Annotated in this window: 9 protein-coding genes; all 9 read left to right on the plus strand. The window is 43.4% G+C overall.

Features of this window, described 5'->3' with window-relative positions:
• The first annotated feature begins 265 nt into the window (after positions 1 to 265).
• The 9 genes from IEU85_RS02470 (at position 266) to fruF (ending at position 13,974) form a co-directional block, all read left to right on the plus strand.
• Positions 266 to 1,660 (plus strand): NCS2 family permease, encoded by a 1,395-nt coding sequence (locus IEU85_RS02470; protein ID WP_188354638.1) that lies wholly within the window; start codon positions 266 to 268, stop codon positions 1,658 to 1,660.
• Between the two features lie 107 nt (positions 1,661 to 1,767).
• Positions 1,768 to 4,362: a DEAD/DEAH box helicase gene (locus tag IEU85_RS02475; protein ID WP_188354639.1), complete on the plus strand. Its 2,595-nt coding sequence runs from the start codon at positions 1,768 to 1,770 to the stop codon at positions 4,360 to 4,362.
• Positions 4,363 to 4,371: 9 nt separating this feature from the next.
• Positions 4,372 to 5,748, plus strand: coding sequence for a replication-associated recombination protein A (locus IEU85_RS02480; protein WP_188354640.1), 1,377 nt, complete (start codon positions 4,372 to 4,374; stop codon positions 5,746 to 5,748).
• Positions 5,749 to 5,799: 51 nt separating this feature from the next.
• Positions 5,800 to 6,597 (plus strand): MtrAB system response regulator MtrA, encoded by a 798-nt coding sequence (gene mtrA, locus IEU85_RS02485; RefSeq protein WP_188354641.1) that lies wholly within the window; start codon positions 5,800 to 5,802, stop codon positions 6,595 to 6,597.
• Between the two features lie 46 nt (positions 6,598 to 6,643).
• Complete coding sequence (mtrB, locus tag IEU85_RS02490; RefSeq protein WP_188354642.1) at positions 6,644 to 8,314, plus strand: MtrAB system histidine kinase MtrB; 1,671 nt, start codon at positions 6,644 to 6,646, stop codon at positions 8,312 to 8,314.
• On the plus strand, positions 8,307 to 10,082 hold the full coding sequence (locus IEU85_RS02495; protein WP_188354643.1) for an LpqB family beta-propeller domain-containing protein: 1,776 nt from the start codon (positions 8,307 to 8,309) through the stop codon (positions 10,080 to 10,082). The genes mtrB and IEU85_RS02495 overlap by 8 nt, the downstream gene beginning before the upstream one ends.
• 148 nt (positions 10,083 to 10,230) lie before the next feature.
• Positions 10,231 to 11,235 (plus strand): fructose ABC transporter substrate-binding protein FruE, encoded by a 1,005-nt coding sequence (gene fruE / locus IEU85_RS02500; RefSeq protein ID WP_229714693.1) that lies wholly within the window; start codon positions 10,231 to 10,233, stop codon positions 11,233 to 11,235.
• Positions 11,236 to 11,371: 136 nt separating this feature from the next.
• Complete coding sequence (gene fruK / locus IEU85_RS02505) at positions 11,372 to 12,901, plus strand: fructose ABC transporter ATP-binding protein FruK (RefSeq protein ID WP_188354644.1); 1,530 nt, start codon at positions 11,372 to 11,374, stop codon at positions 12,899 to 12,901.
• A complete protein-coding gene (fruF, locus tag IEU85_RS02510) occupies positions 12,901 to 13,974 on the plus strand; it encodes a fructose ABC transporter permease FruF (RefSeq protein WP_188354645.1) in 1,074 nt (357 codons plus the stop codon). Before fruK ends, fruF begins: the two co-directional genes overlap by 1 nt.
• Positions 13,975 to 13,983: the final 9 nt, after the last annotated feature.

The following is a 13,983-nucleotide window of genomic DNA, read 5'->3' on the forward strand; positions in this document are numbered from 1 at the left end:
CCGTTTAACAGTCGGATGGTAACTGCTTGAGTATAGTTGCTATTCGCGCGTGTCTTTTGTGAAAATTTTCAAACAGAATACAACAATTCATGTTCTTAAAAGTTACTTTTATGCAAAAAATCTTGTTAAAATGTTTGATGTAGTTCACTTCTTTATTAAGCAACGTTTTTTGTCTCAAATGTAACCAAAATGTGCAAATTTAGGGGTAGTGCTGCTGTTAAGCTCCATCTTGTTCCAATACACCAAAGAAGAGGAATAAGAACACATGGAACGAATGTTCAAGCTCAAGGAGAATGGAACTACAATCTCGACTGAAGTCTTTGCAGGCTTAACCACATTCTTCGCGATGTCCTATATCATTATCGTCAACCCTGGAATTCTTTCTCAAACCGGTATGCCATGGGGTGGCGTGTTCCTAGCAACCATTATTGCCGCAATCGCTGGCACATTAGTAATGGGTCTGTTTGCTAATGTCCCTTATGCTCAGGCCGCAGGTATGGGTCTGAACGCATTCTTTACTTTCACTGTGGTAAAAGGTTTAGGTTTCACCTGGCAAGAAACACTATGCATGGTGTTCTTGTGCGGTTTAATCAACATTCTTATTACCGTAACCAAAATTCGTAAACTTATTATCCAGTCCATTCCGCCAATGTTGCAGCATGCAATCGGCGGTGGTATCGGTCTATTCGTTGCCTATGTAGGTATGCTTAATGCTGGTTTAATCACCTTTACACCAAAGGATGTAGAAGCCGCAGGAAAGGGTTTGCCAGTAGCCGCAACACCAGGTCTTGCAACCTTTAATCAGCCAGCATTGTGGGTATTCCTCTTTGGATTATTCCTTGCCATTATTTTTGCAGTGCTCAAGCTCAAGGCTGGCATGTTGCTTTCAATTATCGGCGCAACCATCATTGGTATCCCATTTGGAGTAACAACCATGGGTTCCTCGGTTGGTATCGGCGAGGCATTTGCACAATTGCCACAGACCTTTGGCGTAATTTTCACAGCAGACGGTTTCCCAGCACTCTTTGGTGATGCTGCACGCTTGCCGTTGGTATTGCTTACCATCTTCGCATTCTCTATGTCCGATACCTTTGACACTATCGGTACTTTTATCGGTACTGGTCGTCGTACTGGTATCTTCTCTGAGGCAGATGAGCAAGCTCTCGAAGCTGGTCATGGCTTTAGCTCAAAGATGGATCGTGCGCTCTTTGCAGACTCCATTGCAACCTCTATTGGCGCTATCTTCGGTACCTCCAATACAACGACTTATGTAGAGTCCGCTGCTGGTATCGGTGTCGGTGGTCGAACTGGTTTGACTTCGGTTGTGGTTTCTATCTGCTTCGCGCTTTCTATTTTGCTTGCTCCACTGGTTTCCGCTGTACCAAGCGCTGCAACCGCAGGTGTATTGGTAATTGTGGGCTGCATGATGGCATCAAGCCTGCGCGAGATTGATTGGAATGATATTGCTATTGCAATCCCGGCATTCTTTGCAGCAGTATTCATGGCATTGTCCTACTCCATTAGCTACGGCATTGCTGGTGGTTTCATCATGTACTGCGTGGTTAAGGTATGCCAGCGTAAGGCAAAGGAAGTAAGCCCAGTTATTTGGGTTGTTGCAGCATTGTTCATTATTGACTTTGTTGTACAGGCTATTCTCTAAGACCTGTAGCACAAGCCTTACTGCTTAACAATTACGGCGTCAGAATTACTCTGGCGCCGTTGTGCTATATTAAAGAGGTATCAACGGTAACACAAGTAGAAGCAAGCATGTCTGAATCAAATACTGCACAGCAAACTCAAGAGCTCGTTGAAAGCGCATCCGAGCCACAAACACTGCTCGATTATCTTCCATGGAAAAGTGGTGTAGCGAGTGAGGATGAAATATACGAAGGCTTTACGAGGTGGACCACAGACAGAGGAATCACACTGTGGGAACATCAAGAAGAAGCCATTATGGATGTGCTTGCAGGTGATCATGTTATTTTATCAACGCCTACAGGTTCAGGTAAATCGTTGGTAGCTTTGGCCCTGCATGCTGCAGCGTTGTGTACTGGAAGAATTTCATGGTATACAGCGCCAATTAAAGCACTAGTTTCCGAAAAGTTTTTTGAACTCATAGATATTTTGGGTCGTGATAATGTTGGTATGATTACCGGCGATACCAGCATCAATCCGGACGCGCCAGTGGTATGCTGCACTGAAGAAATTCTGGCTAATGCTGCATTACGTGAAGGCAAGCATTTAGATGTTGGCTGCGTTGCTATGGATGAGTTTCATTTTTATGGTGACCCAGACCGAGGATGGGCCTGGCTGGTGCCATTGCTCACGTTGCCGCAAACACAATTTTTGCTTATGAGTGCCACACTTGGTGATGTGAGCGGTATTGAACAAACATTGAGACATCATAGTGAACGAGCAGTAAGTCTTGTCGATCATGCAAAGCGTCCTATTCCATTAACATACGAATATCAAGTAACTCCTTTAGTAGATGCAGTAAGTCAAGCAGTTTCCCTTGGAGATAGCCCAGTTTATGTGGTGCATTTTGCGCAAGATGCTGCGTTAGAAACCGCACAAATGCTAGTAAATGCGGGATTGACGACAAAAGAACAACGCCAAGAAATAGCTCACGAACTTTCTGGAGTACGGTTTAGTACTGGCTTTGGAAAAATTTTGCAACGTTTGTTGCGTAACGGCATTGGCGTACACCATGCCGGCATGCTGCCACGATATCGGTTGCTCGTCGAGCAATTAGCGCAACGAGGACTACTGCCTGTAATTTGTGGTACTGATACATTGGGAGTTGGTATTAATGTACCCATTCATACCGTCATTCTTACGCAACTTACCAAATTTGATGGCTATACTATGCGTAGGCTTAAAGCACGTGAATTCCACCAGATAGTTGGTCGTGCTGGGCGTAGTGGATTCGATACTGAAGGAGTAGTTATCGCACTTGCTCCTGAATATGAAATTGAAAATGCAAAAGCGCTAGCCAAAGCTGGTAACGATCCAAAGAAACTTAAAAAAGTTAAGCGCAAATCAGCGCCAGCAGGTTTTGTTGGCTGGAATGAAGATACTTTCCAAAAGTTAATTGATAAAGAGCCTGAAAGCTTAACCCCACATATGCAAATTACTCATGCTATGGTGCTAAATATAGTGCAGCAGGGCGGTAATGCGCGTCAGCATGTTGATCAGCTTATTGATGATAGTGGTGTCAGTGAAAAGCAACAGCTCAAATTACACCAACGTGCACAAGAAATTTTTGATACCTTACTCAATACCCATGTTATCGAAGTAGAGCAGCATGATGGTAAAGAATATTGGCGCACTACTATTGATTTACCTGATGATTTCGCGTTGAATCAGCCGTTAAGCCCATTCCTCATTGCTGCTCTTGAGTTACTTGACGTTGATAGTGATACCTATGCGCTTGGTGTTATTTCTATGGTAGAAGCAACATTAGAAGATCCAAGGCAAATTTTGCGCGTTCAAGAGCGCAAAGTAAAAGATAAAGCTATGCAAGAGATGAAAGATGACGGCATAGACTATGACGAACGTTTAGAGCGCTTGCAGGATATTACCTATCCTAAACCGCTTAACGACTTACTGAGTGCAGCATTTGCGCAGTACCGTCGTGATGTGCCGTGGGCGAATGATTATTATATTTCACCAAAATCTGTGTTACGAGACATGGTGGAAACGGCTTCTGATTTTACCGGATACATTGCGCGCCTTGGCATTGCTCGTAGCGAGGGTACGCTATTGCGCTATCTAACTGATGCGTGGCGAGTTTTAGATAAAACGGTGCCTGAAGAAGCGAAAGATGAGCAGCTGTCTGATATTATTCATTGGCTTGAGCTTATTGTAAGAGGCGTTGATTCGAGTTTAGTGGACGCGTGGGCTCATGCAGGTGAACGTGTCAATGTTGAAGCGCTCAATGCCGCAGCACCAACACCATCAGGTCAAGTGGTTGCTGATAGGCGAGGACTTACCGTACTAGTACGCAATGCCATGTTCGCTAGAATTGAGCTGATTGATCAAGACAATGCACAAGCATTAAGTGCCTTGGATAGTCAGTGGGGCATGGGTTTGCGCGATTGGCAAGATGCGCTTGACGAGTTCTATGAAGCACATGAGTATGCGCGAATTGATTCCCATGCGCGAAATCCTCAACTTTGTGAGATTGACACCAGTGAAGAACAAAACAAACATATCTGGAAAGTACGCCAAATTATTGATGATGCAGAAGGAGATCATGATTTCAGCATTATGGGTATCGTTGATCTCGATGCTACGCAAAATAATGCCACGGTGATATTCAGTAAATATCGAGTCGGTTCTATAGAACATATGTTCGCATAAGAGTATGCTATGAATATGGATCTTTTTTCTACAGCGTCAGTACCTGAAGAAACAACGCGCCCATTAGCAGTGCGTATGCGACCAACAACACTTGATGAAGTTGTCGGGCAACAGCATGTCTTAGTTGAGGGCTCTCCACTGAGACGTTTAGCATCTCCAGTAGGGCAAAATACGTTAGCAGCTCCGAGTTCAGTAATTTTATTCGGACCTCCGGGTGTAGGTAAAACAACTTTGGCATATATTGTTGCCAAACAATCTGGCAGAGTATTCGAAGAATTATCTGCAGTAACTTCAGGGGTTAAAGAAGTGCGTGCAGTGCTTGAGCGTGCTCGGCAGCGATTAGTAACGAATGGTCAGGAAACGGTGCTGTTTATTGACGAAGTGCATCGCTTTTCTAAGTCGCAACAGGATGCCTTACTGCCCAGTGTAGAAAATAGAGATGTAACTTTTATCGCTGCAACTACAGAAAATCCAAGTTTTTCAGTAATTGCTCCACTTCTGTCACGATCAGTTACTGTTAAGCTCGAATCCTTAAGTAACGATGATATTAGAGAACTTCTTGACCGTGCATTAACTAGTAAACGAGGATTGAACCAGCAAGCACAGCTCGATGATAATGCACGTGATCATATTATTCGCCTTGCTGCAGGAGACGCACGAAAAGCACTTACGATATTGGAAGCAGCATTTGGCACAACCATACAAATACATGAGCAGCACCAAAGTGCGACTCAGCCACACATTACTGAGCAGGTTGTAGCACAAGTTTCTGATACTGTTGCGGTCCGATATGATAAAGCAGGTGACAATCATTATGATGTAATTAGTGCTTTTATCAAATCGATGCGCGGTTCTGATCCTGATGCAGCATTACACTATTTGGCGCGTATGCTGAGAGCGGGAGAAGATCCCCGGTTTATTGCCAGGCGTGTAATGATTGCGGCGGCTGAGGAAGTTGGTATGGCAGCGCCGCAAATACTACAAACAACAGTTGCAGCAGCTCAAGCCGTTGCAATGATTGGCATGCCGGAAGCAAGAATTATTCTGGCAGAAGCAGTGATCGCTGTTGCTACAGCACCTAAATCAAATGCGAGTTATCTTGCTATGGATGCTGCACTTGCAGATGTCGATGCTGGTAATATCGGACAAGTGCCATTACATCTACGTAATGCCCCAACACGATTGATGAAAGAGTGGGGGAATCATGAAGGATACCAGTACGCGCATGATGCGCCAGGTGCTGTAGCTAGCCAGCAATATATGCCTGATGAACTTGTGGGACACGAGTATTACCATCCCAATAACCGTGGTTATGAGCGGGAAGTAGGAGAGCGCCTAGAACATATTCGTGATATTCTGCATCGTGACGATACGAAGAAGTTGTAAGGTGCTAAAATACCAATGCAGGAGGAACATAATATTTTATAGAAAGTGAGTATGGCAGTGGGTTCGTCGCGGAACAACACGCAGAATACGGCATCCGAATCAAAATCGGATGTACGGCGATACATTATGATTGTCGACGATGATCAGGCATTGGGGGAAATGCTTTCTATCGTATTACAATCTCAGGGTTTTCGTACTCAAATTTGTACTGATGGTATTCAAGCATTGCAAACTTTGCAAGTTGTGCAGCCAGATATTATTCTACTTGATGTTATGTTGCCGGGAATGAGCGGTATAGCAGTTGCTCAACGTATACGGCAGAATATCAGCACTAATGTGCCTATTATTATGCTAACTGCAAAGTCAGATACTCAAGATATTGTTACTGGACTTCAAGCTGGTGCTGATGATTACGTTGCGAAACCATTTCAGGTTGCAGAATTAGTTGCACGTATTCAAGCTAGATTACGTAGTATTCCACAAAACACCAATGATACGCAAAACGCTGTTCCAACGTCAACGGATATAGATTCCATGCCAGCAGTACTTACTGCAGGTGATATTACTGTTGATCGTAATGCTCATATTGTTACGAGACGCGGTGTTGATTTATATTTGACGCCTGTAGAATTTGACTTATTAACTACTTTAATTATGTTCCGTGGGGAAGTTTTAACACGTGGGGAGTTGCTTGAACGAGTATGGGGTTATCCATCTAATGGGGATGCAAGATTAGTAAACGTTCATATACAACGGCTGCGTCATAAACTTGAACTTGATCCAGAACATCCACAGTATATTGTTACCGTGCGCGGCTTGGGGTATCGATTTGAAATTGCGAGTGAGTAGCGAATTTAATCGCAATTGTCATGCTATGCAAAGCATTAGCAGAATAATGGCTCGAGTAATTAGTCCTCTGAATCGAATGCAATATCACGTAGAGCATTCTTTGCGTGCTCGGGCAATTGTAACCATTCTTGCTCTTAGTTTATTAGTTGCCTTTGGCTTTGCTTCGGTTTCATTGATTTCGGTGCGGTCAACATTGCAAGAACAGGCTAAAACACAAGTACAATCTGATTTTATAGGGGCGGTTCGCGACGCACAATCTATACTAGCATCCGCTACGGTTACTAATAATTCTGCATCGCAGAGGCTTATTACTTCTCTTGCATCGACCTTACAAAATTCTAGCGCAGAGAATTTGCTTGCTGTTCATATTGAAGAAGAAAGTACTTACGGGTCGCTTGCTCCAGTTTCTACAGATCCCTCTTATGTTCGTACTATCAGTTCCCAACTCGATGATACATTGGGTACTTGTTTGCAAGAATGTATTTTATTTCAACCTGTTAATGCTGCTCGTGAAGGGAATAATCCTGGTGCTGTACTAGCAAGTGTTATTACCATGCCCAACGGTATTAGATTGCATCTATTCAGTATCTATTCATTTGATGCTCAGCAAAGATCGGTTGTTACTATTCAGCGGGCACTACTTGTAGCATGCTTGATTATGACATGTGCTATGGCGATTTTAGCTTGGCAGCTTATTTCTTCTATGATTACTCCAATTTCTCATGTTGCTACAGCAGCATCACAACTTGCGCAAGGAGCATTAGAGACACGAGTCGAACATAATCGTATGGATGAAATTGGTGTATTACAGGTGTCGTTTAATGATATGGCTTCTTCTCTCGAACGTACTTTTGATGAATTAGAAGCACTCAGTGCAATGCAACAACGTTTTGTCTCTGACGTAAGCCACGAACTACGAACTCCGGTAACAACAATTCGTATGGCTTCTGACTTGCTAATGTCACACAAACAGTCCTTTGATACTCCTACAGAACGTACGATTGAATTACTTGATGAGCAAACACAACGTTTTCAATCAATGCTTGCAGATCTATTGGAAATTAGTCGTTATGATGCAGGTTCAACGCATCTTGAAGTGAGTTGTCTGGATGTGCGTTCGGCTATAGAGCAAGCGATTAATGACATTAAACCACTTGCTGATATTAAGAAAATTGAGGTACGTAAGATAATTCCTGAACATGAGCTCATGATATATGCAGATGGTCCTCGTATTACAAGAATCGCAAGAAACTTATTAGGCAACGCTATTGATTTTGCGAATGGGAAACCCATAGAAGTAGCAGTTGCCGATAATGATTTTGCATGGGCATTCGCAGTATGTGATCACGGATCAGGAATGAGTAGTGATGATGTGTCTCATATTTTTGAACGTTTTTGGCGTGCTGATGTATCCCGTTCACGATTAACTGGGGGTACGGGGTTAGGTTTATCCATTGCTCAACTTGATGCGCAAATACATCATGGAAGTATTGATGTGCATTCTGTGCTTGATGAAGGCACATGTTTTATTGTAACTTTTCCAAAAACAAATAATACGCATGACCAATCCGATGAATTGGGGAATGAACAGCTAGATCAGCATATATTAAGTGATAAAACTGCACATATTAATGCTTCATATGAGTATGCACCGATACGTTTCTCTACTGATCATGTTGGGTTTACTCTGGTGAAATTGGGTGAGGATTTTGAATAGACGTCGTGCTGTATATAGTATTTGTATCCTTGGTATGTTGCTACCTATGCTTACCGGTTGTGCTCCGACATTGGGTCTTGCAACTTCTGGTCCTGTCGAACAGCTCTCAACACAGTCAAAAGGATCAAGTCGAGTTTTTATTGACCCTAAGGGTCCACAGGACTCTGCAAAGCCTGAAGAGATTATTCGTGGATTCCTTGCATCTCTACCTGCTGGCCCACAGAGTGATGGTTTTTCGACAGCTCGACAATATTTAACACCGCGTACCGCAACAACTTGGAAACCTGATTCAGCAGTAACAGTGTACTCTGGAGAACCGAGGATTGATGTTCAGGCAAACCAGTTTAGTCAAAATATCAAGGGGGTCCGTGTTCGAGTAACGTATGAGCAAGTAGGTCGAGTTGATAATCATGGGGTATACCGAGCCAATGATACAACAACATCTGGGATTGAAGAGTTTCAATGTCAATTTGAGCATGGTCAGTGGCGAATCAACATGTTGTCTAATGGTGTACTTATCTCAGACTCTGATTTTGCTCAATCGTATCGAGAAGTGCAGCTGTACATGCCAGATTCCTCATTAACAACAATGATTCCTGATACTCGATGGTTCAGTTGGAACGGATGGAGAACCGCTGCAGTACAAGAATTATTGCGTGGACCAGTTGAGTTTTTGCGATCCTCAGTATATCGAGATGGTTTTAATAATAATGTGCAACTTGATTTAGATTCTGTTACTGTTGCTGGCACTACTGCACAAGTAAAACTCACGAATGCTGTGGCTTCTTTAAGTAAACAAAATCGAGCGCTATTAGTGCATCAGCTTCGGCTTACACTCAACGATGGCAATAACAAAGGTCCTATACGCGTTATTGATGATTCTGGAGCGGATTTATCAAATGATGATAATGCCTTGCAGATGAAAGTTATAGGGCAGACATCGCATTTATATTCATTGACGCATGAAGCTTTGGTAACTGTACGTAATTCTTCATCTAATTTACTGCGTGTAGGCTTAACGCCACCACAGCTACAAGATCTGACAAATGAAAGTTTATCTTCTCAACCATTTCGATTAGTTTTTAATTCACAAGGTGGCATGGTTATTGGCGCTAATGCAATGCCGACTTGCCTTAACGCCAATGCACAAGTTATTGATTGTGAGGCACAGTGGAGTTCGTTATCGCTACGAGGCTTGTTTGCTGGAATCCGTAATGAGATTTGGGCAATCACACAGGATAATACAATAGCCGTATTTACTCAAAAGCATAACGATCCTGCAGAGGAACATGATAATCAGCAAGGGGTGCTGCAAATACTTCATCCTGCATGGAGTAATTTCGGTACACTTATATCTCTTTGTGTCTCTCCGGAGGGTTCACGTATTGCAGTTTTAGTTCAGCGCCCACAAGGAGATTATGTAGTGTTAATTGCTGGAATTGTTCGTGATGAGCAGGGTGGCGTCCAAGATGTCTCGCAATATACTGTTACATTGCTAAGAGACGCTGATATTCAAGATATTGCTTTTTTCAACGATACTACTATTGTGATTGCTCAAGGTAGTCTTGGGTGTATCGCACAGGCAACAGGACCATGTACAAATATAAGTATTCCAATGAATACAAGACAACTTGTTGGAGTACAACTTAATAATGCGCAGAGCTTGGTTTCTTTAAGTAATAACGGTGTTGTTCGCTATATATCATCCTCGTTACAGGGAGCATGGCGACAGTTGGACAGTCAAACACTATCTATTTGTGCAGGGTAGATTAAAGATCTGGTGCATGCTTTGTTATCAAACTGTTATGCTGTGATATTGTGTTAGCGCTCACTTATTCAGTACACTACAAATAACGGCAGCAACGACGAGTTACCTGTCGGATGGCTCTCGAAGGAGAAACTCAAGGAGGAGTTACATGAGAAAGAATATGTTGAAGACTGGTTTGGCAGCATTCGTTGCAGCATCTGCTCTGGTAAGCCTAGCAGCATGTGGATCGGGATCAGACTCTTCAAGTGAAGCAAAGTCAGGTTCTAAGGATGGAAGCTACAAGGTTGGTTTCGTTGCAGTAGGTCCTGAAGGCGGCTTCCGCACAGCAAACGAGAAAGACATTCAGGATGCCTTCAAGAAGGCTGGCATTGAACTGATTTATTCCCCAACTCAGAATAATGATCAGCAAAAGCAGATTCAGGCATTTAATAAGTTTGTCAATGACGAAGTAGATGCTATTGTTCTATCTTCAACAGAAGATTCTGGTTGGGATGAGTCTTTGAAACTCGCTAAGGAAGCTGAGATTCCAGTATTTACGGTTGATCGTAACGTAGATACCAAGCTTTCTAAGGATGAAAGTCCAATCGTATCTCATATCGGTCCTTCCAACGAATGGGCAGGCGAACAGGCAGCTAAGTTCGTCAACGATAACTTCAAAGATGGTGCAAACGGCTTCATTTTGGAAGGTCCTGCTGGTCTTTCTGTAGTTAAGGATCGCCAGACTGGTTGGGATAAGGCAATTAACAGCAATATCAAGGTTCTCGAATCTCAGAGTGCAAACTGGTCAACTGATGAAGCTAAGACTGTTACCGCTGGTCTGCTTGATAAGTACCGTGGCGATAACCCACAATTTGTTTTTGCTCAGAATGATGAGATGGGCTTGGGTGCAGCTCAGGCTGTTGATGCTGCAGGTATGAAGGGTAACGTCAAGATTATTACTATTGACGGAACCAAGGCAGCTTTGCAGGCTTTGGTAGATGGCGATCTCTCCTTCGTTATTGAGTACAACCCAATCTTTGGTGAGACTACTGCAACTGCAGTAAAGGATTACCTTGACGGTAAGAAGATTGAGTCCAACTATGAGATCGAGTCTAAGACTTTCACAGCAGAATCTGCTAAGGAAGCTCTCGATGCTGGTACTCGCGCTTACTAATCCGCTCCTTCTTATGGCAGAACACCTGTTATAAGATTGACGGCCATAGATGAGGCGGTGTGGTCGTGGACCATGCCGCCTTATCTATGACGATACGGATTTTATGATTGACACATGTCTACACACGAGGCGAAATATGACTGCAACCGAACCGATCGTGGTGATGAAAGGTATCACCATTGAATTTCCGGGTGTAAAAGCCCTTGACGGAGTTGATTTAAGGCTCTTCCCAGGTGAAGTCCATGCACTTATGGGCGAAAATGGTGCGGGTAAGTCCACCATGATCAAGGCGCTTACCGGTGTTTACAAAATTAATGCTGGCTCGATCACAGTAGCGGGTAAGCCAGTTACATTTTCTGGAACAGCTGATGCACAACAAGCAGGTGTGGCAACGGTGTATCAGGAAGTCAATTTGTGCACTAATTTATCCATCGGTGAGAATGTTATGCTGGGTCACGAAATACGTGGACCATTCGGCATTGATTGGAGAAAAACACACAAGGAAGCTCAGAAGCATTTAAGCAGCATGGGACTTTCAGATCTTGATCCGCGTGCTCCTTTGTCATCTATCTCTATTGCTATGCAACAGCTTGTTGCTATTGCTCGCGCTATGGTTATTGATGCAAAGGTATTAATTCTCGATGAGCCGACTTCATCGCTTGATGCAAACGAAGTGCAGGAACTTTTCGCTATTATGCGTAAAGTACGTGATAGCGGGGTAGCAATACTTTTTGTTTCTCACTTCTTAGATCAGATTTATGAAATTACTGATCGTCTGACTATTTTGCGCAATGGTCAGTTTATTAAAGAAGTAATGACTAAAGAAACACCTCGTGCAGAACTCATCGGCATGATGATTGGTAAGTCCGCAGAAGAGCTCAGTCAAATTGGAGCCAAAAAATCTCGCCGAGTATCAAAAGAAGGCGAGAAGCCAATTGTTCAGGTTAAAGGTCTTGGACACAAGGGCAAGATTCAGCCAACTGACGAGCAAATCTACGCCGGAGAGGTTGTCGGCTTTGCAGGTTTGTTGGGTTCAGGTCGTACTGAGCTAGGTCGATTACTCTTTGGTGCAGATAAGCCTGAAACTGGCGAATATGAGCTTAATGGTAAGAAAATTGCTATCAATGATCCTCATACTGCGTTGAAGAATCGCATCGCGTATTCTACCGAGAATCGACGCGATGAAGGTATCATTGGCGATCTGACAGTGCGTCAGAATATTTTAATTGCACTGCAGGCAACTCGTGGTATGTTCCGTCCAATTGCGAAAAAAGAAGCTGATGCCATTGTAGATAAATACATGAAGGAATTGAATGTACGACCTGCAGATCCAGATAAGCTTATTAAGAATTTATCTGGTGGTAATCAGCAGAAAGTTTTGCTAGCACGTTGGCTTGCAACCAACCCGGAGCTGCTTATTCTTGATGAGCCAACACGTGGTATTGATATTGGTGCAAAAGCCGAAATTCAGCAGGCAGTTCTTGATTTAGCTCAGCAAGGTATGGGTGTGGTCTTTATTTCTTCTGAACTCGAAGAAGTGGTTCGTCTTTCTGACAATATCACGGTGCTCAAGGATCACAAGAAGATTGCCGACATTGTTAATGATGAAACAGTTTCACAAGAGACAATTGTAGATACAATTGCTCGTTCTGGGAAGGAGGCATAATGGCTTCCGAACGTAAAGCACAGTCTTCAAACAGTGTAGTTAAGCGTTTGTTAAGCAATAATTTGACTTGGTCTGTTGTTGCGCTCATTGTACTTGTTATTATTTGTACAATTTTCGATCATGGATTCCTTCGCTTGGAATGGAATACAAATACCGGTGGCCTTGCAGGTCCTCTTATTACAGTGCTGCAAGAATCGGCACGCTATCTGATGATTGCAACTGGCATGACACTGGTTATCTCTACTGCTGGTATTGATTTATCTGTAGGTTCAGTGATGGCAGTAGCTGGTGCAGCATCTATGCAATTGCTGGTTAGTGGTACTAATGTTTGGGTGGCTATTCTTCTATCCCTGCTGATTGGTTTGGTAGTAGGATGCATCAATGGTGCGTTGATTTCCTTACTTGGTTTACAGCCATTTATTACCACATTGATTATGATGCTTGCAGGTCGTGGCGTCGCAAAAGTTATTACATCGGGTCAGAATACTGACGCCTCTCAGATAGCCGGTGGCGCTCCATTGCGTTGGATTGCGAATGGTTTTATCCTGGGTATTCCTGCAAACTTCGTTATTGCGCTGATTATCGTGATTTTGGTTGGTCTTGTAGCCCGCAAAACCGCAATGGGCATGATGATTGAGTCTGTAGGTATTAACCAAGAAGCAAGCCGTATGACGGGCATTAAGCCACGCAATATTCTGTTCCTCGTATATGCCATTTCAGGTGTACTCGCTGCAATTGCTGGTCTTTTTGCAACAGCATCAGTTATGCGCGTTGACGTGGTAAAAACTGGTCAAGATATGGAAATGTACGCAATTTTAGCTGTAGTTATTGGTGGAACATCACTGCTTGGCGGCAAGTTCTCGCTTTCAGGAAGTGCCCTTGGCGCAGTTATTATTGCCATGATCAGAAAGACTATTATTACCTTAGGTATTGATTCCGCTGCAACCCCTGCATTCTTCGCTGTTGTAGTTATTTTGATCTGCGTTATGCAGGCTCCGAAGATTCATAACTTGAGCGCTGAATTGAAACGTCGTCGTGCAGTAGAGAATTCTAGGAAGGCGGTGGCAGCATGAGTGTCTCCT

Origin of the sequence: Galliscardovia ingluviei, assembly GCF_014635685.1 — a bacterium.
In the GTDB taxonomy this organism is placed as follows: Bacteria; Actinomycetota; Actinomycetes; order Actinomycetales; family Bifidobacteriaceae; genus Galliscardovia; species Galliscardovia ingluviei.